Raw genomic sequence first — 24,205 nt, 5'->3', positions numbered from 1 at the left:
CCTCCTGATATAGGGGTTCTGATCGGTTCCGGCGCACCGCGCCTCAGCGCAGCGCCGGCTCGACCCCCGGCTCGACCAGGGCCAGCCGCGGGTCCTCCATCTCGTACCAGCCGACACCCGGCGGGCAGATGTCGTAGCCGAGCAGGCGCTGCACCTCCTCCGGCAGCGCCAGCACGGTCTCCCGCGGCAGCGCCAGGAAGCTGTTCTCCTCCGCGCGCAGGTTGGCCAGGTCCAGCGACACGGTCAGGCTGACGCGCGGCCGGTCGGTGCGGTTGGCGCCGCCGCCGTGGTAGACGCCGCCGAGCCAGATCAGCGCCGAGCCGGCGGGCATCGCGGCCGGCGCGGCGCCGGAGTACGCCGGGGGCGTCTCGTCGTCCCAGTGGTGGCTGCCGGGCACCACCAGCGTGGCGCCGTTCTCGGCGGTGAAGTCGCTCAGCGCCAGCATCAGCTGCACCCGGCTGGTCGGCCCGGGATGGCGGCGCAGGTGCAGCGAGTCGTCGCGGTGCAGCGGCTGCCGGCCCTGGCCGGGATCGATCCGGATGGCCTGGGTGGCCGAGAGCTGGATGTTCGGCGTGACCTCGATCCGGGCCCGGCCCACCCACATGTGGCCGGGCTTCTGCATCACGGCGCGCGCCGCTCCCAGGTACAGCGGCTGCGTGACCACCGGCACCAGGTGCGAGGTGCGGCGGAACAGCGAGGACACGCGGCGGGTCAGGTGGCCGTCGTAGCCCTTGGCGCAGTAGCGGGCGTCGTCCAGGATCGGCTCCAGGTCGGCGCGCAGTCCGGCCAGCGTGTCCGGTTCGGCGAAGTCCTCGATGATCACACAGCCGTCGCGCTCCAGGATCTCGACCACGTCGTCCAGCTCGGCCTTGACGCTGACCCGCGGCAGCTCGGCGCCGTTCATGCGGCACCGGCTCCGGACCTGGCCGTGATGTCCCGGATGAAGGTGGCCAGGTCCGGGTCCTCGAACAGGTCGCCCATGTCCACTTCGACGCCGAGCTCCTCCTCGATCCGCGCGGTGATCCGCACCGCGGAGATCGACTGCCCGCCCAGCTCGAAGAACGTCGCCCCGGCCGGGGCTCCGTCCGGGACCCGCAGCACGTCGTTCCAGATCGCGGCGACCTGGGTGCTGATGGCGTCGGCGCTGGGCGCCGTCGGCGGGGTCTGCATGACAACCTCCACAAGCGGGTCAGGCCACGGCCGGAGCCTCGTCCGGCCGGGTGGTGAAGCCCTTCAGGGCACTGATGTACTCCGCGGCGGCCGCCGCGACGGCGGACCGGGTGAACAGGTGGCTGCTGTAGCCGATGGCGCCGACGATGTCGTCGGACGGGCCGACGTGCAGCGACCACAGCATGCCGTCGGGGATGTCGGAGCCCTCGGGCTGGGAGACGACGCGGCGCCAGATGGCCGAGTACTCCAGGTCGCCGTGGCGCTCGGCCTCCATGACGTACGGGGGCTGGATCACCTGGAACAGGCACGGCGCCGCGCCGCCGCCGGGGGCGGCGGGCGCCATCAGCGCCGGGGCCTGGCCCAGGACGTGGATGAACGGGGTCTCGTGGCGGTAGGCGCCCAGGCAGGCGGCGCGGGTCCGGAGGATCGCCTCGCGGAAGCTGGTGCAGCCTGCCAGGTCGGTGCGCACCGGCACGAAGTTGAAGAACGAGCCGACCGTGCGCTGGAAGCGGCCGTCGCGGCGTCCCGGGGTGAAGGTCGGCACGGTGACGTCGCCGAGGCCGTCGCGTCCGGCTCTCAGGAGGCTGAACGCGGCCAGCAGCACCATGAACGGGGTGCTGCGGGTCTGCTCGGCCAGGCCGAGGACCGCGGTGCGCAGCCGGGGCTCGACGACGAAGCGGTACCACGAGGTGCGCGGCGGGGCGGCGGGGTCGAGGGACGTGTCGACCGGCACGGTGAGGATCCGCGCGCCGTCCAGCGTCCGCCGCCAGTAGTCCAGCGTGGCGGGCAACGGGCCGCGCTCGCGCTCGGCGACGGCGTAGTCGCGGTACTGCGGCACCGGTTCCAGCTCCGGGACGCGCCCCGCGGCGCGCGCCGCGTAGCACTCGGCCAGGTCCGCGACGATGACCTGCATCGACCAGGCGTCGCCGGCGGTGTGGTGGGTGGTGAGGGCCAGGACGGCGTCGTCCTCGTCGAACCGGCCCAGCACGGCGCGCAGCAGCGGCGACTGGGAGGCGGCGAAGGTGCCGGCCTCCAGCTGGTTCAGCAGTTCCTCGGCGCGCCGGTCGCGGTCGGCGGGGTCGACGCCGGGAAGCATGCGGACCACGAGGTTCGGGGCGGTCGGCGCGGCGACCAGCTGTCCGGGCCGCTCGGCGTCGCGCACCACCGTGGTGCGCAGGGACTCGTGCCGGGCCACCACGTCGGCGAGCGCGGCGCGCAGCACGCCGGGGTCGACCGGCCCGCGGATCCGCCAGCCGTCGACGATGATGTAGCGCGGTCCGAAGGGGCCGGTCTGGTCGCCGGCGTCGAACAGCCGGAGGAACTCCTGCTGCGGGGACAGCGGGTGGCGGACGGCCGCCGCGGCGGGGCGGGCGGTGTCGGACAGGGTCACGGCGTCTTCTCCGTTCGGGTCCGTTCAGAGGTCTGGCTCGGCGGTCGGTTCTCGGCTAGCCGAGACGGACGGGCAGTTCGCGGCGGCCGTTCATGATGAACGTCTCCTGCGGCACGAGGTCGGCGGGGTCGACGGCGAGCCGCAGGCCGGGGAACCTGCCGAACAGGCCGGCCAGCGCGGTCTCGGCCTCCAGCCGGGCGAGCGCGGAGCCGAGGCAGCGGTGGACCCCGTGGCCGAAGGCGAGATGGCGCTTGTCGGGCCGGGCGGCGTCGAAGCGGCCGGCGTCGGGACCGTGCAGGGCGGGGTCCCGGCCGGGGGCGGCGAAGTTCACCAGGACGGGTTCGCCGGCCGGGACGCGGACGCCGGCGACGTCGACGTCCTCGACCGCGAACCGGAACGGCATGCTCGCCACGGGCGCCTCGACGCGCAGGGCTTCGTCGACGACCGCGGCCCAGCTCACCCGGCCGGCCTCGGCCAGGGCGCGCTGAGCGGGGTCGGCCAGCAGCGCGGCGGCGGCGTTGGCGATGAGGTTCATGGCCGGTTCGGTGCCGGTGTTGAGCAGCAGCAGGACCGTGGCGACGAGTTCGGCGCCGGTGAGCCCGGCGTCGTCCTCGCGGGCGGCGAGCAGCGCCGAGGTGAGGTCCTCGCCGGGGTCGCGGCGCTTGGCGTCGATGAGCTCGACGACGGCGCGGCGCTGCGCGGTGAAGGCGGCGGCCATCTCCTGCGGTGTGGCGCGGCCCTGGCCGGAGTACCCGGCGCCGAGGGCTGTGAGCCGGTCCTGTTCGGGGACGCCGAGCAGTTCGCCGATGACGTTCGCCGCGACCGGGTGCGCGTAGCCGCTCTTGAGCTCGACGGTCGTGCCGGGGCCGAGGGCCGCCAGCGCGTCGAGCCGGCCGTCGACGATCTTCTGGACCGCCGGCCGCATCAGCTCGACGTTGCGCGCGGTGAAGGCCTTGGCGACCAGGCGGCGCTGCCGCTCGTGGTCGGGGCCGTGCGCGGTGGCGAGGTTGTCCATGCGGGCCCAGGCGGCGAGGGGGAAACCGGGGCCGAGGTCTCCGGAGCTGAAGGCTGGCCAGTGCGCGCGGGCGTTCTTGGAGAAGCGCGGGTCGGCCAGGACCCGGCGCGCGGCGTCGTAGCCGGTCACCGACCAGCCGGGGACGCCGCCGGGGAGCTCGACGCGGGCGACGGGGCAGCGGGCGCGGAGGCGGTCGGCTTCGGCGTGCAGGTCGCGGCCGGTGGCGTCGAGGGCGATGGGGGCCTCGGCTTCGAGGTCCGCGGCGGGCAGGGGCGTGGCGACCGGGTCCGCGGCGATCGGGTCCGGGGCGATCGGGTCCGGGGCGATCGGATCCGGGGCGATCGGATCCACGGCGACCGCGTCCGCGGCGTCGGGGCCGGGGCGCCGGCTCATGCCCGGCCTCCGCTCCGGCGGCCCCGGTCGGCGAACACCATGTGCATGTCCGTCCCGGCGAGCCGGGCCTCCTGGTCCACGGCCACGGCGAACCCGCGGTCGCGCAGCTCCCGGACGACCCGGCCGAGGCGCCCGTCGAGGTCGTGGACCTCCGCCACCACCGCGCCGATGCGCGGCCAGTCGGCCTCGGCGATGCCGGCCAGCACCTCGTGCTCCGCCTTCTCCACGTCGATCTTCACCAGGTCCACGCGGTCCACGGCGGTCTGCGCGATCAGGTCCGAGAGCGTGACCGTGCGGCACTCCACGTAGCGCACCCGGTGCCGGGCCCCGGCCAGGCGCTCGGCGTCGGCGCCGGGCAGTCCGGCCTCGACCAGCAGCCGGGCGGCCAGGGCGGTGTCGCCGGCCGGGTCGGCGTAGAACCCGGACTCGGCCGGCGCCCCCGGGTAGTAGCCGAACCGCGCGGTCCCGGACCGCCCGGCCACCGCGACCTCCAGGGCCAGCCCGCCCGGGACGTGCTGCGCGATGTTCTCGGTCAGGGCCGCGAAGGTGTCGGGGCCGGGCTCGACGGCCACCACGAACGCCCCGGGGTGCTCCTGCTTGAAGTACATCGAGGCCAGGCCGATGTTCGCGCCGATGTCGAACACCACGTCGACCGGCCCGGCCGGCCATCCCGGGCGCCGGTAGGAATGCTCCTGGAAGATCTCCCGGTACAACAGCGCGGCCTCGCCGGGATCGACCTGCGCGATCGGCCGGCCGTCCGGCAACCGCCGTCTGGACACCATGTCGGGCTCCTCACTCCGGGCCGGTGATCGCTCGCCGCCGTCCCGGAGCCAGCGTCGTGCGGGGCCGCCGGAGGCCGCATCTTCGAACGTGCCGCCGGAGGCCGGGGCCGCGGACGCATCTCCCAACGTGCGGCCGCCGCGGCGTGTGACGGCGCCGCCGCGGGTTCACAAAGACCCTGTCGAAACCCGTGCCGAGGAGCCGTGCGGCGGGCCCGCCGAGGACCCGTGTCGAGAAATCCGACAGGTCTCCGTCTCCCCTACGAAGGCGCCTCCCCACGGGCGCCACGCCGAACGAGGAACCGAGGACCCCGGAGGTCACCGCATGCCTGACCTGGAAACGCAGGCGCCGCCGCGCGCCGGACGTCGCGAGTGGATCGGGATGGCGGTGTTGGCACTGCCGACCCTGATGGCCGCGCTGGACATCGGCGTGCTCTATCTCGCGCTGCCGCGGATGAGCGCCGACCTGCACGCCGACGCCACCGAGCAACTGTGGATCACGGACCTCTACGGGTTCATGATCGCCGGCTTCCTGATCACCATGGGCTCGCTGGGCGACCGGATCGGGCGCCGCCGGCTGCTGATGATCGGGGCCGCCGGCTTCGGGCTGGCCTCGGTGCTCAGCGCCTTCTCGACCAGCCCGGGGATGCTGATCGCGGCCCGGGCGCTGCTCGGCGTGGCCGGCGCCACGCTGAGCCCCTCGACGCTGGCGCTGATCAGCAACATGTTCCGGGACCCGCGGCAGATGGGCCTGGCGATCTCGCTGTGGGCCGGCTGCCAGTTCGGCGGCGCGGCGCTCGGGCCGGTCGTCGGCGGCCTGATGCTGGAGCACTTCTGGTGGGGGTCGGTGTTCCTGCTCGGAGTGCCCGCGATGGTGCTGCTGATGATCCTCGGGCCGCGCTTCCTGCCGGAGTACCGGAGCCCGGAGGCGCCGAAGCTGGACCCGGTCAGCGTGCTGCTGTCGCTGGCGGCCATCCTGCCGGCGGTCTACGGCGTCAAGCAGCTGGTGGCGGCCGGGCCGGGGACGTCGGTCGCGCTGCCGTGGGCGGCTCTGGCGTTCGGCGTGCTGGTCGGCGTGGTGTTCGTGCGCCGGCAGCTGCACCTGGCGAACCCGCTGCTGGATCTGCACCTGTTCCGGTCCCGGTCGTTCAGCAGCGCGCTGGTGGCGATGCTGCTGGCCTCCGGGGTGCTGGCCGGGGTGAGCCTGATGACGAGCCAGTACTCGCAGAGCGTGCTGGGCCTTTCGCCGGCGCGCGCGGGGCTGTGGCAGGCGCCGGCCGGGATCGGCATCGCCGCGGGCGTGCTGATGACGCCGGGCCTGGTGAAGCGGGCCGCGCCGGCGCTGCTGATCCGCACCGGGCTGGTGGCCTCGCTGGCCGGGCTGTTCGTGCTGACGACGCTGCGCACCGACGGGCACCCGTGGGTGATGGCCGTCGGCATGTTCCTGGCCGCGCTCGGCGTCGGCCCGCTGTTCGCCCTGGGCACCGGCCTGGTGATGGGGTCGGCCCCGCCGGCCAAGGCGGGTTCGGCGGCCTCGATGTCGGAGACCAGCAACATCCTCGGTTCCACCCTGGGCCTGGCCCTGCTGGGCAGCCTCGGGGCGTTCGTGTACCACCACCGCGTCGACGGGCACACCACCGACGCGGCGGCCCGCCAGACCGTCGCCGGGGCCGTGGCCTCGTCGAAGACCATGGCCGAGGGACCCGGGTCGCAGCTGCTGCGCGACGCCCGGGACGCGTTCTCCTCCGGCGTGGCGGTCGTCGCCGTCACCGGCGTGGCGGTGTTCGTCCTGCTCATCGCCCTGACCTCGGTGGCCCTGCGGCGCACCGGGGAACAGGCCCAACCCGCCGGGAGTGGCAGTGACCATCAGCAAGCCGGACCGGACGGACCGGACGGCCGGGACCAGAACACGGACCGCGCATCGGACCTGTCCGCTCTGTGAGGCCGCCTGCGCCCTGCGGATCGACCTGGACGGCGCCGACCGCGTCGTCCGGGTCTCCGGGGACGAGAAGGACCCGTTCTCGAGGGGCTACCTGTGCCCCAAGGGCGCTGTTCTGGGGCGCCTGGACGAGGACCCCGACCGGCTCCGCAGGCCGCTGCTCCGCCAGGGCGGCGGGTTGCGGGAGGTCGGCTGGGACGAGGCGTTCGCCGCGGTGGACGCCGGGCTCGGCGAGGTGATCCGCCGCCACGGCCGCGACGCGGTGGCGCTGTACTTCGGCAACCCGACGTTCCACACCATGGCCGGGTACCTCTACCGGCAGGCGATCACCCAGGCGCTCGGCTCGGCGAACGTGTACTCGGCGAGCACCGTGGACCAGATGCCGAAGCACGTCGCCAGCGGCCTGATGTTCGGCGACCCGATGGCGGTGGCGGTGCCGGACCTGGACCACACCGACTTCCTGCTGGTGCTGGGCGCGAACCCGGTGGAGTCCAACGGGTCGCTGTGTGTGGCCCCGGACTTCGCCGGGCGGCTCAAGGCCCTGCGGGGGCGCGGCGGGCGGCTGGTGGTCGTCGACCCCCGGCGCACCCGCACCGCCGCGCTGGCCGACGAGCACCTGTTCGTCCGTCCGGGCACCGACCCGCTGCTGCTGATGGCGATGGTGCACACCGTTCTGGGCGAGGGGTTGGTGCGGATCGGCCTGCCGGTCGCCGGGCTGGACCGGCTGCGCGAGCTGGTGCGGGACTTCACCCCGGAGGCGGTCGCGCCGGTGTGCGGCGTGCCGGCGGAGACGATCGCGCGCCTGACCCGCGAGCTGGCGGCGGCCCGGTCGGCGGCGGTCTACGCGCGCATCGGGACCTGCACCGCGGAGTTCGGGACCGTCGCGCAGTGGCAGGTCGACGTCCTCAACACCCTGACCGGCAACCTCGACCGGCGCGGCGGCGTGATGTTCGCCGAGACGGCGGCGCTGGAGATCTTCCGCGCCGGCCCGCCGTTCAGCACCGGGAACCGGCACAGCCGGGTCCGCGGCCTGCCCGAGGTGCTCGGCGAGTTCCCGGTCGCGACCCTGGCCGACGAGATCGAGACCCCGGGCCCCGGCCAGGTCAGGGCCCTGCTGGCGGTCGCGGGCAACCCCGCGCTGTCCGCACCGAACGCCCCGCGGCTGGCCCGGGCCCTGGGCGGACTCGACTTCATGGTGTGCGTCGACCCCTACCTGAACGAGACGACACGCCTGGCCGACGTGGTCCTGCCACCGCCGCGGATGCTCCAGACGCCGCACTTCGACTTCCTGGTGCAGATCATCATGGTGCGCAACTACGCGCGCTACTCCCCCGCGGTGCTGCCGCTGGAGCCCGGCCAACGCTCCGAGGCCGAGATCCTGGCCCGGCTGATGCTGATCGCCGCCGGACTGGGCGCGGGCACCGACCCGGCACGCGCCGAGGAGATGATCCTCGGGCAGCTCGGCGTCACCGGCGACGCGATCGGCGCCCTGGACGGCGCCGACGGCACCGAGAAGATCCTCGACGCCCTGCTGCGGGCCGGCGGCTACGGGCTGTCGCTGAAGGCGATGCTCGACGCCCCGCACGGCCTGGACCTCGGCCCGCTCCAGCCCCGGCTGCCCGCCCTGCTGCGCACCCCCGACAGCCGGGTCGACCTGGCACCGGAGCCGATCGCGGCCGACGTCGCCCGGCTGCGGGAGCAGCTGACCGCCGCACCACCGGAGTTCCTGCTGATCGGCCGGCGGCATCTGCGGTCGAACAACAGCTGGCTGCACAACGTCGAGGAGCTACGCGGCGGCACCAACCGCTGCACGCTGCAGGTCCACCCCGGGGACGCCGAACGCCTGGGACTGGACGACGCGACACCCGCGGTGGTCGCCTCGGCGGTCGGCGACGTGACGGTCCCGGTGGAGGTCACGGACACGATCATGCCCGGCGTGGTGAGCCTGCCGCACGGCTGGGGACACCAGGATTCGACGCAGCGGGTCGCCCGGGAGGACGGCGGGGTGAACGCCAACGCCTTGACCGACGACACGGTGGTGGACCGGGTGTCGGGCAACGCGGTGTTCAACGGGGTGCCGGTGACGGTGCGCGCGCTGGTGGAGGGGGCGGCACGGAGCTGAAGACGGGGGTTGGTTCCCAGCGCTGAGAACGGACCGGATGCGGCTCCGGCCCACGAAGCGATGCTGACGCTTCGGGGCCGGAGCCGGATTCTTGTTCGCTGTTGCTCGGCCGCGCGCACGCACGCACGGTGGCTTCGCTTGATCGGTCGGTCGCCTCGATCTCCCGCCCGCCGGTTCGCTCACGAACCCGGCGACCCGCCCGCCGCCCCGCTACTGCGCGGCGGCGGAGCGCTGCGCCTTCGCCTTCTCGGCGGCGGCGGCCGCCTTGGCGGCGCACGCGCAGCCGATCACGAGCTCCCCGGCCAGCAGTTCCTTGGCCTCGGCGTACGGGCCGTCGGTCTGCGCCGGCAGGTCCGACGGCGGCGCCGTGGCCAGCGCGGGGTCGTCCTTGATGAGGTCGAAGTAGTTCACGTCTCACCTCTGCCCGTCCGGGGCCTCCGGTATCCCCGCCCCGAACGGTATCAGGGTTCGATGATCAGCGGCCGGCGAACTGGCCCGGCCTGCGCCCCTCGCCGGCCGGACCGCGGTAGGCCTGGGCGATCTCCAGCCAGCGCCGCGCCTCGGTGCCGATCGCCGTGATGGCCAGGTCGGCGTAGTGGCGGCGGCGGGTGATCAGCAGGCAGAAGTCGACGGCGGGGCCGACGACGCGGTTCACGGCGTCCTGTGGGCCGAAGGCCCAGAGCGTGCCGGACGGGGCGGTCAGCTCGAAGCGGAACTCCTCGGCCGGCGGCGTCAGGCCGTGCGCCAGGTAGCCGAAGTCGCGGGTGCGGGTGCCGAAGAAGGCGATGTGGCCGATGCGGTCGTCGTGTTCGCGCGTCACGCCGAGGGCGTCGCGGACGTCCTGGCCGTGGGCGTACAGCTCCATCAGGCCGGCGGCGGCCAGCACGGTCGGCGGCAGCGGGTTGACCAGCCACGGCACCGTCTGGTCGGCGGGCACCGCGGCCAGGGCGGCGGTGGCGGTGTCGTGCGCGGTCCGCCAGCGCTTGCGGATGTCCGCCGGGGTGCCGGCCAGGTACGCCTGCAGGGCCTTGTCGACCGCGCCCTGGAAGTCGCCCTTGGCCGCGGCGGTGCGCTCGGCGAACGCCCGCGGGTCGGCCGCGGCCGCACCGGCCAGGTCGGAGACGAACGCCAGGTGGGCGACCTGGTGCGCGATCGTCCAGCCGGGCGCGGGCGTGGCCCGGTCCCAGCCGGCGTCGTCCAGCCCGCCGAGCAGGAGGTCGAAGTCGTCGGCCTCCTCGGCCAGGGCGGTGAATACGTTGTCTGCTGCGGTCACGAGACTGTCCTTTCGCGCGGCGAGCTGCTGTGCCCGTCCAGTCCCGGGAAGTGTCCGCCGCCCCGGCCCGCGCGACATCTCCGTACGTGCCGAACCCATGCCGCAATCTCGGACAAGCCGGGACGCCGCGCGCGCGGCACGATGTGACCAGGTGCGGACCCGCTACGCCGAGGGAGCAGACGATGGACGTGAACCTGTGGCGCCGAGCCCTGCGCTCCACGGCGCTGGCCCAGATCCGCTACATCCGCCCGGTCGCCCCGGGCGCGGCCCGCCACCTGGTCGCCCAGGTCTACGCGGACGTCGAGCGTGACTTCGGCGTCCTGGCCCCGCCGGTGGCGCTGCACTCCCCCGCGCCGGAGCTGATGGCGGCGGTGTGGCTGGTGCTGCGCGAGAGCGCGGTCGCCGACGGCCGGGCGGCGCGGGCCACGAAGGAGGCGCTGGCGGCGGCGGTGTCGGGGGCGAACACGTGTCCGTACTGCGTCACCGTGCACGGCGCGGCGCTGGACAGCCTGATCCGCAGCCGTGGCCGCGGCAAGGACTCCGCGGCGATCGCCGACGGGGAGTTCGAGCGGATCGGGGATCCGGGGATCCGCGCGACCGCCGAGTGGGGCCGCGCCGCGGCGGTGCGGGAGACAGCCGATCACCGCACCGGCCATCATGCGCAACCGCCCTTTCCGCCTGAACAAGTCCCTGAGCTGCTGGGCGTGGCGCTGGTGTTCCACTACCTGAACCGTGTGGTCAACGTCTTCCTGCCCGAGGTCCCCATGCCGGACCGGGCGCCCCGCGGCATGCTGCGGCTGGTGGCCCACGTGCTCGGCGGCCGGATCCGCAGTGCCGCCGACCGCTCGCACCCCGCCGGCGTCTCTCTCAGCCTCCTGCCGGACGCACCGCTGCCCGCGGACCTGGCGTGGGCCGGCGACAACCCGACGGTGGCCGGCGCCCTTGCCCGCGCCGCGGCGACGATCGACAAGGCCGGGGAGGCCGCGGTGCCGGAGTCGGTGCGGACGCTGGTCCACGCGCGCCTGCGGGACTGGGACGGGCGGCCGCCCGGTCTGGACCGTTCGTGGCTGCACAAAGCGGTCGAGGTGCTGCCGGCGGCGGACCGTCCGGCGGGGCGGCTGGCGCTGCTGGTCGCGCTGGCGTCGTGGCAGATCGACGCCGCGGTCGTGGAGGACTACCGGGTGGCCGCGCCGGCCGACAAGACACTGGTCGAGCTGACGGCGTGGGCCGCGCTGACGGCGGCGCGAGCGGTGGTGGCGTGGAGCCCGGCGGCGTGGACTCCGACGGTTCCGGAGTCCTGAGCCGGGGCCGCTGCGCCGCCGATCGGGCACCTGCTGGACTCAGCAGGTGCCTGATCATTCGGGGCCGACCTCCAGACCGGTCCGGCCTTCAGCTGCGCCCGGCCTCCAGACCGTTCTGGCCTTCAGCCGTTCCTGGCCTTCAGCCGCTCCCGTCCGGGCAGGGCGAAGGCTGCCGCCGCCCCGATGGCCGCGACCAGTCCGGCCACCGTCACCGCCGGGACCATCCCGTCGACGAGCCGCTGGCCGGGCAGGTATCCCCCTCCGGTGGCGAACACCCCCGCGAACAAGGCGGTTCCCAAGGCGACACCGGCCAGCCGTACCGCTCCCAGGCCGCTGACAGCGCCGGTGGGCCGTCGCAGTCCCGCGACGGTGACCGCGGCGTGCCGGGCGGCGGGCAGTGCCAAGGACACCCCGACCCCGCTCAGCGACAGCGGCACGGCCAGCCAGAGCCCCGACCCCCGGGCGTGGACCGCCGCGGCCAGGGCCAGCAGTGAGAACGCGTGCAGGGACATGCCCGCGGCGATCACGCTGCGCATCCCGCGCGCGTCCACCGACAGGGCCAGCGGCATGGCCACGGCCACCGCCGCGCTCCACGGCAGCAGCCTGAGTCCCACGCCGAGGGGGCCGGCTCCGTCGACGTCGTGGAAGTAGCCGGCGAGCAGGAGCAGGACCCCGGACATGGAGGCGAACAGGCACAGGTCGGCGACCTGCGAAGCGGCGAACGCGCGGCCGTGCAGTCCGCCGATCGGGGTCTCCCAGGCCAGGAGCGGCACCAGTGCCGCCGCGCCGACCGCGAGCAGGGCCAGGGTCCGGACGCTGCCCCAGCCCACGGTGCCGGCCTCGGCGAGGGCGCCGACCGGCCCGGCCAGGGCGGTGCCGATCAGGAGCATGGTAGCGATGTCGAAGGGCTCGCGGGGGGTGACGGCCGCCGTGCCGGGCCGCCATTCTCCGCCGCGGAGCAGGGCCGCGGCGCAGACCGCGACGCCGACGGCCGCGTCGGACCAGAACACCAGACGCCAGTCGTGGATCGCGACCGCGCACGCGAGCAGCGGTCCGCCGGCGAGGGCGGCGCCGAGGCCGCCGGTCCGGATGCCGCGGATGCCCGACGTCCGGGCCGTGCTCCCGTCCTCAGCTCCGAGGCCGGCTCCGCTCTTCCCGGCTCCGTTCTCGGCAACGGTGCGCGCCATCCTCCGCGCTCCGTTTCCACCTCCGGGACCGAGCACCGTCAGCTGATCGAACGCCGCCGCGACCACCGCGGCCGCGGCCGCTCCCTGCGCCGCGCGCGCGATGACCAGGTACGTCCAGCCGCCGGACAGCGCGCAGCCGGCCGACGCCACGGCGAACACGGCCGCGCCGACCGCCAGCACGGTCCGGCCGCCCGACCGCCGGCTCCACATCGCGCCCCCGCGCAGGGCGGTCGCGGCCGCCACGTCGAACGCCGCCGCGATCCAGACCAGCTGCGCGCCCGAGGCCCGCAGATCCGCGCGCAGCGGGCCGAACAGCACCAGCACGGCCTGGCTGTTCCAGGCCGCCAGGAACGTCGTCACCCCGCCCAGGCCCGAGGACCGCCGTGCAGCCGAGGTCATGGAGTCCCCCTTCCGTAAACCGGGATGTGGGAGTGCAGTCAATCAGCACTCCGCGGGACAAGGCGCGGGTCAGGCACCTTATGAGCATTCTGAGAGAACTCGGACGATCACCCCTTGCGTACCGTGGTGGCATGCGGGTATACGACATGATCGTCGAGGAGCGCGGGCAGCTCGCGGAGCTGCTCGCCGGCCTGTCCCCGGAGCAGCTCGCGACCCCGAGCCTGTGCGGTGCCTGGACCGTCCACGAGGTCGCCGCGCACCTGGCGACGTACCTGCGCCTGGGCCAGCTGAAGATCTACGCCTGCATGCTGGCCGGCGCCGGCGACTTCGGCCCCGGCAACGAGCGCCTGGCCCGCTGGTACGCCCGCCGCCCGAGCGCCGACCTCGTGGACACCCTGCGCCGCCACGCCGGCGCCCGCACCACGGTGCCCCGCTCCGGCTACGACCCGGTCCTGACCGACCTGGTGCTGCACGACTACGACGTCCGCATCCCCCTCGGCCTGCCCCGCACCGTCGACGAGGAGCGCCTCGCGGTGGCCTTCCACCACCTCGCGACGGTGCCCAGCGCCGGCTTCGCCGTGGGCGGCCGCCTGACGGCCCTGCGCTTCGAAGCCGTCGACACCGGCTGGAGCGGCGGCGACGGCGAACCGGTCCGCGGCTCGGCCCGCGACCTGGTCCTCGCGATGAGCGGCCGCCCGGCCGGCCTGGCCGGACTCACCGGCGACGGCGTCCCGCTGCTGGCCGCACGCCTGGACGCCGACCGGACGATCCCGGTCGGACAGCGGCTGCGGAAGATGGTCAGGACCCTGACCCGCCCCTCGGAACGCCGGTTCCGCGACACGGAGGCCCCGCAGCGGCCGTGACGTGAGGGCACGGCCGGGCCGGAGACCGGCCAGACGGTCCGGCCGAGCTTCGAGCCGCCGGTGGCACCGGGCTCCAGACCATCGGTCCCACCATCGGTCCCGCCATCGGTCCCACCGGGCTCCGGACCGCGGCCCTGGGTGATCAGCCCACCCACCCCGCCGCGCCCGCCCGGTCCGAAGCTTCCGGCCGAGCCACCCGTCCGACCGACCACCCAGCGTTCCCCGGCGCTCGGCCGCCGAGCAACCCACTCCCGACACCCGCGGCAGGGCAGAGGAAGGGAGGGGAAGCTCCTCGCCGCCCCTCCCCCGCCCCTCGCTACGAGAAGCGCGCGGCCACCGTCGCCAGCCGGTGGAACCCGCCGCCGTGGAACAGCAGGGCGTCGTCCGCGGGGCCGCGGCCTTGGCCGAGCACCGCTCCGAGGAAGATCGAGTGGTCGCCGCCGTCGTACGTCTGGGCCAGGTCGCATTCGATCCAGGCCAGACAGTCCTCGATGATCGGGGCGCCGGTGTGCGGGCCGGGAAGCCAGTCCACCGAGGCGAACTCGCGGTCGCCGCGGGGCCGGCCGCGGTCGGCGAAGTAGCGGGCCAGCTTCTCCTGCTCGGCCGACAGGACCGACACCGCGAAGGCGTTCTCGGCCAGGACCGCCTCGTGCATGGCCGCCGATTTCAGGACGCAGACCAGGACCAGGGGCGGGTCCAGGGACACCGAGGCGAAGGAGTTGGCGGTCATGCCGCGCGGGGTCTCGGAGCCGGCCGTCACGACGGTCACGCCGGTGGCGAAGGTTCCGAAGCACCCGCGCAGCACGGCCGGGTCCAGGCCGTTCACCGCTGCGGCTTTCCGACGGCGCCGGCCAGCTCCCGCACCACGCCCGCCGGGGCGACCGCGTAGTGGGACAGGGCCCTGCGGAGCTGTTCGGGGATGCGGGCCGGCCGGGTGTCGGTGTTCGGGCCGCGCATGCACGCGATCCGCTGCCGGCCCCGGGCCACCAGCACCTCGACGCCGCCGGTGACCCGCACGTAGTCGAACGCGAACCCGATCTGCGTCTGCGTCAGGTCCTCCAGGCGCATCCGGATCGACAGCTCGTCGAACGCCGAGATCTCGGCCAGGAACTCGCACTCCACCTTCAGCGTGAACAGCTTCAGGTCGCCGCGGATGTCCTCCAGGACCTCCGGCGCGTGCTCCAGCAGGAACATCTCGCGGCACCGGCCCTGCCACCGCAGGTAGTTCACGTAATACACGTTGCCGACCAGGTTGGTCTCCTCGAAGCCGACCAGGTGGCGGTACTCGTAGTAGGGCTCCATCTCACTCCTCCTCGGCGAGCATGGTGAACACCACCGGCCCGGCGGTGCCGCGCACCGCGGTGGCGAACGTCGTGATCCGCGCCGCGCCGGACCGGAACCGGACCGCGCCGCCCGGGCCGTAGCCGTCGACCACCAGGTCGACGCGGGCCCGCCCGGCCTTGCGCACCGCCTCGGACGCGCCCCACAGCCGCGTCGCCGCCACCGCGGGGTCCTCCTTCGCTTCCCGGGCCACCAGCCGCGCCAGCTCGAAGGCCGGCCGGCCGAGCAGGTCCGACCACTCCGTGTCGGACCGCGGCACCGCGCTCTCGACGTCGCAGCTGACCGCCTTGAGCGGACCGGCCACGGCGAACGTCAGCCCCGCGCCGTGCGAGGCGGAGACCTGGTAGCCGGTGTCGGTCTCGGGCATGCCGTCGGGCCGGTACCGGACCACGACTTCGTCGCCCAGCAGCCCGGTGACGGACTCCGCGGTCCGCCCGCGGCGCCCGGCGGTCCCCACCCCGGCGCCCGGGAGGACCGCGGCGCGCAGCAGCACGCCCGTGGTGTTCTCCATGAGCCGCTCCAGGAAGGGGCCGAGCAGCACCGGCGCCCACGGGCCCGAGCCGTCCTGCTTGCGCACCGCTTGCAGCGTCAGCCCGCGCCAGCGCTCGACCACCACGCCGTCGGCGCCGCGCACGTCGATGTCGTAGACGTACGTGTCGCCGTCGCGGTGGCGCTCGATCGCGTGCAGCGTCAGGGCCCGCAGATCCCGCACCGCCTCCGGATCGGCGGGCCGCAGCCGCTCGATCCCGGACGGCAGCAGCGTCGCGTCCGGCACGCAGCACTGGAGGGCGTGCATGACCGCGTCCCGCGTCCCGGGATCGGCGAGCACCAGCTCCGACGGCAGGTACGGGCCGAACCAGGGCTCGGCCGCCGTCGGGTCCAGGTCGGCGACGCACTCGGTGGCCCGCAGGTAACGGTACCCGCGCAACCGCTGGAACCGCGCCCCCTGGAACAGCACCGGTCCGTACAGCTCCGCGCCGGGATCCAGCGGCAGCGCCACCCCGGCCCCACGGTCGGCCCCCGGCAGCGCCGCCGGGACCGGGCCGTCGTAACGCAGGGTCGCGCGGAAGTGGTCGGCCTGGAACCCGGTCTCCCCGCTGCGGATCACCGCGCGCACCGCGCCGTCGGCGCCGACGAGCGCCGCGACCCGGATCGTGGTGGTCTCCCGGGGCGGGACCACGATCGGCCGCAGGAACTCCACGTCCTCCAGCACCGGCGTGTCCCGCCGGCCGGTCAGGGCCGAGGCCGCCTGGGCCATCGCCTCCATCCCGAGCACCGCCGGGTACAGCAGGTCCCCGTCGAGCTCGTGGTCGGCCAGGTACGGGTCGGCGTCGGCGGACAGGTCGGAGTCGACGACGATCTCGACGCCCGCGTAGTGCACCCGCACGCGGTCCAGGAACCGCAGCAGCTCGGGCTCGGTCGCGGGCAGGGTGATCGTCGGCAGCGTGCCGGCGCGCCCCATGACCACGGCCGCGGTCGGCGCGCCCGGGTCGGCGAGCATCCGGCCGAGCAGCGCCACGCCGTCGGCGGCCGGAATCGGCTCGATGCCCTCGCGGGTCAGCGCCTCCAGCACGCCGAGCCGCTCGCCCATGCCGGTCCCGGACCACACCGACCACTCCAGCGCCAGGCACCGGCAGTCCGGGTGCGCGGCCTGGAACTCCCGGGTGACCTCGGTCATCCAGTCGTTGGCGACGGCGTAGTCGGCCTGCCCGCGCAGGCCGGCGCGGCCGATGATGCTGCCGAAGGTCACCAGCAGCTTCAGCCGCTCGGCGTCGACGGCCTCCAGCACGGTCCGCAGGCCCGTGATCTTCGGGGCCAGCGTCGCGTCGAACGCCTTCTCCTCGAGCGCCGCCAAGGCCACCGGGACGTTGCGTCCCGCGCCGTGCAGCACACCGGTGACCGGGCCCAGCGCGTGCTGGATCTCGGCGACCGCGGCGCGCACCTCCTGCGGTGCGGTGACGTCGGCGCGCGCGTAGTGGACCACGACGCCCGCCGCCGCCATGCGCTCCAGGTTCGCGGTGAGCTCCTGGTCGCGCGCCGGGTCCGAGCGCCCGAGGATCGCCACGGCGGCGCCGGTGCCGCGGCCGACGGCGAGCGCCGCCTCGGCCGTGATGCCCTTGCCGCCGCCGGTGACCAGCAGCACGTCGCCGGGGCCGAGCGGGTGGTGCGCGGCGGCCGGGGCCTCGGGCGGGAGCGCGCGCAGCTGGGGGACCTTGCGGACTCCGGTGAGGTCGTAGCAGACCTCGCTGAAGGCCTCGGTCGCGGCGACGTCGTCGACGATCGACGCCACGGCCTGGTCGGCCGGCGTGCCCTCGGGCAGCGTGACGACCGTGGTCGGGATGTGCGGCGCCTCCAGGTGCAGGGTCTTGGCCAGCCCCGCGGCGGTGCGCCGGTCCCCGACCGCGACGAAACGGACCGGGCCGCTCGCCGACAGTGCCTCGCGGGCCGCTCGGAGCATGAGCCCGGAGCTGGAGCCGGGAGCGAGGTCGCCACCGGGGACGATGCCGGTACCCGCCGGAGACGGCGTGCACAGCAGCACTCCGTCGCCGACGTCGGCGCGCCGCAGTTCCGCGGCCAGCTCGGCGGCGAAGGGGTGGCCGTCGGGAGCGAACACCCGCCAGCGTCCTTCGGCCCCTGATGTGGACGGCTCCGTACGCGCGACCGGCGCTCCGGCCTTGGCCGGCACCAGGTCCACGGCGAAGGCGCGGATCCACGGGCCGACGCCGGCCGGGAGCCGCCACTGGCCGTCGTCGGCCGGCTGTGCGGTATCGCGCAGCGTCTCCAGCTCGCCGGCCAGCTCGGACAGCGTCGCGGTGGCGAAGGCCGACGGGGCCAGCGGGGCGGTGATCCCGAGCTCGCGCGCCGCCTGGTTGACGATCTGGCCGACGGTGATCGAGCTCAGGTGCAGCTCGTCCACCGGGTTGCTGTCCGGCCGGACCGCCTCGATGGGCAGCTCGGCGCGTTCGGCGGACAGGCGCAGCAGCAGCTCCAGGGCGCCGCCGGAGCCGTCGCCGGCGGAACCGCCGGCGGTGGACCCGGACCCGGACCCGGAGGCGGTGCCCTCGCCGGCGGCCACGGCGCCCGCCGTCACCGCCGAGAACTCGTCGCCCGGGACGGCCTCGCAGGGGCTGGCGAAGAACGCGAACTCCTTGTCCAGCGGCAGCGGCCGCACGAACCGCTCGGCGAACAGTTCCCGGTGCCGCACCGGCGCGCCGAGCACGAACGCGGCCCCGACGGCCCGCAGCAGCCCGGCCAGCGAGGTGCTGTCGGTCTGCAGGCTGACCACCGGCGTGTCCGGCGCGATCTCGGCCGCCAGGTGGTTCAGCACCCGGCCCGGGCCGACCTCCAGCAGCAGGTCGGCGTCGGCGGCCAGGGCCGCGGCGGCGGCGCTGAACCGGACCGGCTGGCGCATCTGCCGCCCGAGCAGTTCCGGCAGGTCGGCGTCGGGCGCGAGCGGCCCGGCGGTGACGGTCGACAGCACCCTGCCTCGCGGAGTCTCGAAGTGCCGGGCGACCAGGTACTTCTGGAACTCGGACGCGGCCGGCGCCACGGCGGCGGAGTGGAAGGCGTGCGAGACCGCGACCGGGGTGACGGTCAGGCCCGCGTCCTCGGCCCGCCGTCCGACGCGCGCCACGGCCTCGGCGGGCCCGGAGACCACGGTCTGGCGGGGGCTGTTGTAGCCGGCGATCACGACCGGTTCGCCGGCCAGCAGCGGCTCGACGGCCTCCGGCGGTCCGCCGAGTCCGGCCATCGCGCCGTCGCCGGCGCTGGCGGCGGCCATGATCGCCCCGCGGGCGGCGGCGATCTCCAGCAGCGCGTCCTCGTCCATGGCGCCGGCCCAGTGCAGCGCGGTGATCTCGCCGAGGCTGTGCCCGACCGCGCCGTCGGCCTCGATGCCGAGCCGGGCCAGGATGCGCAGCCCGGCCACCGAGGAGGTGACGATCCGCGGCTGCGCGACCTCGGTCGCGACCAGGTCGCCGCCCTCCGGCAGCGCCAGCTCCCGGTAGAGCTCGTCGACCTCGGCGAAGCGGCGGCGCAGCGCCCCGCCGTCGCCGCGGCGGCCCGCGCCCTGGCCCGGGAACAGGAACCCGATCCTCGGCCGGGTGCCGGCGCCGCCGAGGAAGACGCCGTCGGCGACGTCCACGACGCGCCGGGTGCCGGCGTCGAGCAGGGACAGCAGGCGTCCGACCTTGCGGGCGGCCTCCTCCGGCGAGGAGGCGACGACCGCGGCCCGCACCGGGCCGGCCGAACCGGCTCGGCCGGCCTGGTCCGCCGCACCGTCCCGGGCCTGCGCGCTCAGCGTCGCGGCCAGGTCGCCGAGCTCGGCGTACGACAGCTTCGCCGTGAGCGCCGCCAGCTGGGCCAGCTTCCCGCGCAGCTCGGCGATCCCGGGGGCGTCGACCAGGAGCACCTCGGCGTCCTGCCGGGAGCGCACCAGGGCGCTGACGGTCGGGCCGATCCGGTCCCGGCGCGCGCCGTCGGCGTGTTCCACCACGACGTGCGCGTTGATCCCGCCGAACCCCATCGACGACACGGCCGCGCGGATCGGCGCGCCGGCGGGCCACAGCCGCGCGGTGTCCGGGACGTGCAGCGCCGGCGGCCGCCCGTCGGCGTCCGGCAGCAGCTGCGGGTGCGGCTCGACGTGCCCGGTGGCCGGCGGGATGACCTGGTGCCGCACCGCGAGCACGGCCTTGATCAGGCCGGCCACGCCGGCGGCGGCCTTGGTGTGCCCGAAGTTGCCCTTGACGGTGCTGATGGCGGCCGGCGGGGCGTCCGCGGCGGCGGCGCGGCGGGCCTCGGTGAAGGCCCGCAGCTCGGTGGCGTCGCCGACGGCGGTGCCGGTGCCGTGGCCCTCCAGGTAGGACACGGTCTCGAAGCCGAAGCCGGCCATCGCGTACGCGCGCTCGATGGCCAGCCGGTGGCCGGAGGCCTCGGGGCGGGTGATGCCGCCGCGGCCGTCGGAGGAGGTGCCCCAGCCGGCGATGGTGGCGTAGCGGAACAGGCCGCGCTCGCGGGCGTCCTCGTCGCGCATCAGGACCAGCATCCCGCAGCCCTCGCCGGGCCAGAAGCCGTTGGAGTGCTTGTCGTACACCCGCATCTCGCCGGTGGCCAGGGCCCCGGTCTTGGCGAAGCCGATGACCTCGAACGGGTCGATGCTCAGGTCCACGCCGCCGGCCAGGGCCGCGTCCAGGCGGCCGGAGACCAGGCCCTCGCAGGCGGTGGCGACCGACAGCAGGGACGAGGAGCAGGCCCCGTCGACGGTGTAGCCGCCGCCGGCCAGGTCGAAGTGGTTGCAGATGCGGCCGGCGATGGTGTTGGCCAGGCCGCCGGCCAGAGTGTCCTCGTCGATCGCCGGGAACGGCGCCTTGTAGCGCTGCTCCAGCCGGGACAGCAGCGGGCCGATCTCGGCGTCCGGCAGGCCGTGCTCGCGCAGCGCGGCGCTGACGGTGCGCCGCACGTACGGCCAGCGCAGCCGCATCAGGTTGGCGCGGGTGAACTCGCCGGTGAGGCTGTTGCCGACGATCACGCCGGTGGTGCGCGCGGGCAGGCCCCGCCCCTCGGGGAACCCGGCGTCGGCCAGGGCCCGGGCGGCGGTGTCCAGCGCCAGCCAGTGCGTCATGTCGGTGGAGCGGAAGGTGCTGCCGGCGACCCGGTACTCGACGCGGTCGAAGGCGAACCCGTCGATCACGGCCGCCTTGGGCGAGTAGAACCGGTCCGGGGCGGCGGGGTCGGGCGAGTAGTAGTCCTCGGCGCGCATCCGCTCGTCCGGCAGGCGCCGGAAGGCGCGGCGGCCGGCCAGCACGTTCTCCCAGAGGTCCTTCGGTGAGGCGGCGTCGGGGTAGCGGCAGGCGATCCCGACGACCGCGACGCGCGGGATGCTCACGCCGCCACCGCCCCTGGGTCCGGCTGTGTTCGGCCGCCGTCGGTCGGGCGTCCGTAGGGCAGCGGGGTGAGCGGGGTCGCGGCGCGCGCGGCACGGCGCTTGGCCCGCAGGTGCGCGATCCACCAGCCGGCGCCGCGGGCGGCGCAGACGAAGGAGGTCGCGAAGAACAGGGTGTAGACGATGTTGAAGACCATCATGATCCCGTAGACCGTGGCCACGGACGCGCCGAACATGAAGCCGTTGCGCGGCCGGGACGGCGTGGTGCCGGGGTCGCTGATCATGTAGTTGCTGAACAGGATGAAGGCGACGCCGGTCATCGCGCCCAGGGCGTTGAACAGGCCGACGTGCCAGATCCAGTGCCGCACGAAGGCCTGGATGAAGAACCCGCCCATCCAGCCCACGATGAGCAGCGTCTTCTTGGTCAGCAGGGCGTTGATGACGGTGCCGGCGGTGGCGATGATGACGATGATCATCACGCGGAAGAAGGTGTTGGCCTTCTCGGTGAACTCGTACGGCGGCGCGATGCTCATCCAGCGGCCGCCGAACACCAGCAGCGTCATGGTGATGCCGAAGTTCGACGGGTTCATGAAGTGCCGCATCCGGCCCTGCACCGGCGCCTGGAGCGCGTGCTTGCCGGTGACGCCGACCGCGACGGCGAACAGGATCGGCCAGATCTGGTTGTTGGCGTACAGCAGCATGTTGCAGGCCAGCGCGGTGATGTGGGACGGGAGCAGGAACTCGTACAGGCCGCGCATCCCGCGGCCGCGGAAGCGGACCTCGCGGCGCTGGGCCCAGGCGCTGACCATCTCGAAGGACAGTTCCAGGCCGTAGGCCCAGAACACGGCGAGGAAGGGCCACAGCCACGGCTGCTCGAAGCCGAGCAGGGTGTAGCCGAAGATGTTGAAGATGCTGATCGAGATCGCGAAGTTGCGCAGCGCCAGGTAGCGCGGATCGGTGTTGCCCTTCTTGGCGGCCGGCGCGGCGGCGGGGCCGGCGGCGCTGGCTTGCTGGATGGTGGCGGTCATCGGACCGGAGCCTCCTGGATGCCGTCGGTCAGGGTCAGCGTGTGGCTGCCCGGCGACAGTTGGGTGTCCTGGGTGTGGAACGCGCCTTGGGAGTCGTGCCAGGTGAGGTGGACGGCGACCGGGCCGGCGGCGGCGCCGAGGCCGAAGTGCACGCCGAAGCTGCGCTTGCCGGTGTGGCCGCTGCCGCCGTCGAGCTGGGAGACCTGGGTGCGGCCGTCGGCGGTGCGGATGGTGACGGTGGTGCCGTACGCGGGGGTGCCCGCCATCTCCAGGCCGGTGCCGGGCTGGGCCTGGCTGTCGGCGGAGGGGCGGACCAGGGTGAGGTCCAGGGACTTGCCGAGGTCCTGCGCGGTGTTGGCGTAGAAGGCCGGCGGCCCCCACTGGCGGGACAGCGCGAAGTCCAGCCGGCCGGTGCCGGTGGTGTCGGCGATGGCCACGCCGCGGGTCGGGATCTGCACCCCGAGGCCGATCTTCTTGCCGATGTTCACGTACTTGCCGTCGGCGTTGCGGGCGTAGAACGCGGCGCTCTGGTCGCCGGCGATGTCGTCGCCGGGGCCGACGTTGGGCCACATCGCGGGGTTGGACAGCAGGTCGTCGTTCATCATGGCCATCTCCTGCAGCCACGGCCACCGGTCGATGTCGCCCTTGACGAAGCCGTCGGTCTGCACGACCTCCTGGTGGCCGTCGTTGCGGAAGTCGGCCATCTTCACGTCCCAGCACCAGCCGGTCCAGGCCAGGCCGAGCTGCTGCGCCCGCTGCACGAACGGCGCGTCGCCGGCGTCCTCGTCCTTCTTCATCGCGGCGCCGTCCTTCGCCTGGTTGATCCAGACGAAGTTGCTCTCCTCCAGGCCCCACGCGGTGGTGATGTTGCTGACCATCATGTCGAAGCGGCCGTTGCCGGCGAGGTCGCCGAAGTCGACGCCCATGCCCTTGAACGAGCCGTTGCCGAGCACGAACGACTTCGGCGTGGTGGGGGTGCGCTCGCCGAAGACGGTGTCGAACTTGATGACGCCGCCGGCGGAGACGTTGTGGAGCATGAAGGCGTGGCCGAAGTCGTTGGCGACGTAGACGTCCGGCAGCCCGGTCCCGGTCAGGTCGGCCGAGGCGATCGCCAGGGTCCAGCCCGCGGAGTTGGGGAACGGGACGGCGTTCTTGTCCTCGACGTAGGTGGCGCTCGGGTCCGCGCCGGAGGTGGCGCCGACCCAGCGCAGCACGTGCACACCGCCGCCGTTGTTGGCACTGGACAGGCTGTTGGGCATCTGGACGTTCTTCGGCCCGTGCGGGTCCAGCACGGCCGAGTCCGGGAAGTAGTTGCCGATGATCAGGTCGGGGTGGCCGCACCCGGCGAAGTCGCCGACCGCGACGGCGTTGGTGTTCCACTGGGGACCGTGGTAGCGGCCGTCCGGCGTGGCGTTCGGGATCAGCTCGACCGGCTTGTAGGCCGCCCGCGCCGGGGTGGTCGCGCCAGAGGTGGCCAGGAACAGCACCGGCGTGCGGCCCCAGTACGTGACCAGCAGGTCCATCCGCCCGTCACCGTTGTAGTCGCCGGGCGTGCAGCCCATCGGCGCCATCGTGGCGTCCACCGGCAGCGGCGCGGGGTCCAGCGTGAACGGCGTGAACCGGTCCTGCTCGGGCGCGGTCGGCGCGTAGGTCACGACCACCTCGTCGGTACGCGTGTCGACGATGCACATCCCGTCGCCGCGGCCGTGGCCGACCAGATCGTTGAGCGCGACACCGGCGCCCACCGAGGAGATCCACGAGCGGATCTTGTAGTAGGCCGGGTTCACCTGCCGCAGCGTCTTCATGGGCTGCTGGTCGTAGCCCGGCGGGAGCGCGATCGGCTCCTCGGTGAACGAGAACTGCTTGGCCGTCGCCTCGGCACCGGCGGCGCTCACCGGGTACTCCGCGACGAATGCCAGCACGGTCGCGAGCAGCACCGCGAGCGCGGCGGGGACGAGCCGGCGAATCCGTTCTCCGACGGACATCGGAGACTCCTTTCGTTGCTTGCCGTATTCCTTTGCGCCACCGCGCCGCAGCGCTTCGGGGGCGGAATGACGGATGGCAGCCGCGAGGAGGCCCGGGGCTCCGGCGCATCCGTGTCGGCGGACTCTCTTGATCAGGGAG

Annotated in this window: 17 protein-coding genes; 4 read left to right on the top strand and 13 right to left on the bottom strand. The window is 74.5% G+C overall.

From position 1 onward, the window contains the following. Positions 1–43: 43 nt before the first annotated feature. Genes ABD466_RS36115 through ABD466_RS36095 form a run of 5 tightly spaced genes read right to left on the bottom strand, consistent with a single transcriptional unit; the run spans position 44 to position 4,750 of the window. Positions 44–904 carry a phytanoyl-CoA dioxygenase family protein gene (locus ABD466_RS36115; protein WP_344661759.1) on the bottom strand — a complete coding sequence of 287 codons (861 nt, stop codon included), beginning with the start codon at positions 902–904 and terminating at the stop codon, positions 44–46. Then, on the bottom strand, positions 901–1,170 hold the full coding sequence (locus tag ABD466_RS36110) for a phosphopantetheine-binding protein (RefSeq protein WP_344661758.1): 270 nt from the start codon (positions 1,168–1,170) through the stop codon (positions 901–903). Before ABD466_RS36110 ends, ABD466_RS36115 begins: the two co-directional genes overlap by 4 nt. Positions 1,171–1,189: 19 nt before the next feature. Then, positions 1,190–2,560 (bottom strand): condensation domain-containing protein, encoded by a 1,371-nt coding sequence (locus tag ABD466_RS36105; protein WP_344661757.1) that lies wholly within the window; start codon positions 2,558–2,560, stop codon positions 1,190–1,192. A 55-nt stretch (positions 2,561–2,615) separates the two neighbouring features. Further along, entirely contained in the window at positions 2,616–3,968 is a 1,353-nt protein-coding gene (locus ABD466_RS36100) for a cytochrome P450 family protein (protein WP_344661756.1), read from the bottom strand. Continuing rightward, positions 3,965–4,750 (bottom strand): FkbM family methyltransferase, encoded by a 786-nt coding sequence (locus ABD466_RS36095; RefSeq protein ID WP_344661755.1) that lies wholly within the window; start codon positions 4,748–4,750, stop codon positions 3,965–3,967. Before ABD466_RS36095 ends, ABD466_RS36100 begins: the two co-directional genes overlap by 4 nt. 322 nt (positions 4,751–5,072) lie before the next feature. Here ABD466_RS36095 and ABD466_RS36090 point away from each other — a divergent pair, with 322 nt between their 5' ends. Both ABD466_RS36090 and ABD466_RS36085 read left to right on the top strand, forming a co-directional pair. Next, a complete protein-coding gene (locus ABD466_RS36090; RefSeq protein WP_344661754.1) occupies positions 5,073–6,689 on the top strand; it encodes an MFS transporter in 1,617 nt (538 codons plus the stop codon). Beyond that, on the top strand, positions 6,607–8,808 hold the full coding sequence (locus tag ABD466_RS36085; protein ID WP_344661753.1) for a molybdopterin oxidoreductase family protein: 2,202 nt from the start codon (positions 6,607–6,609) through the stop codon (positions 8,806–8,808). The genes ABD466_RS36090 and ABD466_RS36085 overlap by 83 nt, the downstream gene beginning before the upstream one ends. Before the next feature lie 210 nt (positions 8,809–9,018). On the opposite strand, the gene ABD466_RS36080 is transcribed toward ABD466_RS36085, so the two are convergent. Next, entirely contained in the window at positions 9,019–9,219 is a 201-nt protein-coding gene (locus ABD466_RS36080) for a hypothetical protein (RefSeq protein WP_344661752.1), read from the bottom strand. Between the two features lie 64 nt (positions 9,220–9,283). Further along, a complete protein-coding gene (locus ABD466_RS36075; RefSeq protein WP_344661751.1) occupies positions 9,284–10,081 on the bottom strand; it encodes a TIGR03084 family metal-binding protein in 798 nt (265 codons plus the stop codon). 182 nt (positions 10,082–10,263) lie between these two features. Between ABD466_RS36075 and ABD466_RS36070 the strand changes: the two genes are divergently transcribed. Beyond that, a complete protein-coding gene (locus ABD466_RS36070; protein ID WP_344661750.1) occupies positions 10,264–11,382 on the top strand; it encodes a carboxymuconolactone decarboxylase family protein in 1,119 nt (372 codons plus the stop codon). Between the two features lie 122 nt (positions 11,383–11,504). Here the strand turns inward: ABD466_RS36070 and ABD466_RS36065 are convergent, their stop codons facing one another. Next, entirely contained in the window at positions 11,505–12,968 is a 1,464-nt protein-coding gene (locus ABD466_RS36065; protein ID WP_344661749.1) for an MFS transporter, read from the bottom strand. 131 nt (positions 12,969–13,099) lie between these two features. On the opposite strand from ABD466_RS36065, the gene ABD466_RS36060 reads away from it, so the two are divergent. Beyond that, a complete protein-coding gene (locus tag ABD466_RS36060; RefSeq protein ID WP_344661748.1) occupies positions 13,100–13,831 on the top strand; it encodes a maleylpyruvate isomerase family mycothiol-dependent enzyme in 732 nt (243 codons plus the stop codon). Positions 13,832–14,147: 316 nt separating this feature from the next. Here the strand turns inward: ABD466_RS36060 and ABD466_RS36055 are convergent, their stop codons facing one another. From ABD466_RS36055 to ABD466_RS36035, 5 genes are read right to left on the bottom strand one after another with little or no spacing between them, the layout of a single operon-like run. After that, the gene (locus ABD466_RS36055; protein ID WP_344661747.1) at positions 14,148–14,657 is read right to left on the bottom strand and encodes a flavin reductase family protein; all 510 of its coding nucleotides are present in this window, start codon (positions 14,655–14,657) and stop codon (positions 14,148–14,150) included. After that, positions 14,654–15,133, bottom strand: a complete 480-nt coding sequence (locus ABD466_RS36050; RefSeq protein ID WP_344661746.1) for an acyl-CoA thioesterase — start codon at positions 15,131–15,133, stop codon at positions 14,654–14,656. The genes ABD466_RS36055 and ABD466_RS36050 overlap by 4 nt, the downstream gene beginning before the upstream one ends. A gap of 1 nt (position 15,134) precedes the next feature. After that, the gene (locus ABD466_RS36045; RefSeq protein WP_344661745.1) at positions 15,135–21,056 is read right to left on the bottom strand and encodes an SDR family NAD(P)-dependent oxidoreductase; all 5,922 of its coding nucleotides are present in this window, start codon (positions 21,054–21,056) and stop codon (positions 15,135–15,137) included. Further along, entirely contained in the window at positions 21,053–22,081 is a 1,029-nt protein-coding gene (locus ABD466_RS36040; protein WP_344661744.1) for an enediyne biosynthesis protein, read from the bottom strand. The genes ABD466_RS36045 and ABD466_RS36040 overlap by 4 nt, the downstream gene beginning before the upstream one ends. Beyond that, entirely contained in the window at positions 22,078–24,066 is a 1,989-nt protein-coding gene (locus ABD466_RS36035) for an ASPIC/UnbV domain-containing protein (protein WP_344661743.1), read from the bottom strand. Before ABD466_RS36035 ends, ABD466_RS36040 begins: the two co-directional genes overlap by 4 nt. Positions 24,067–24,205: the final 139 nt, after the last annotated feature.

The organism is Catenulispora subtropica (assembly GCF_039531675.1).
GTDB classification, from domain to species: Bacteria; Actinomycetota; Actinomycetes; order Streptomycetales; family Catenulisporaceae; genus Catenulispora; species Catenulispora subtropica.
This window is presented reverse-complemented; position numbering and strand designations above follow the sequence as displayed.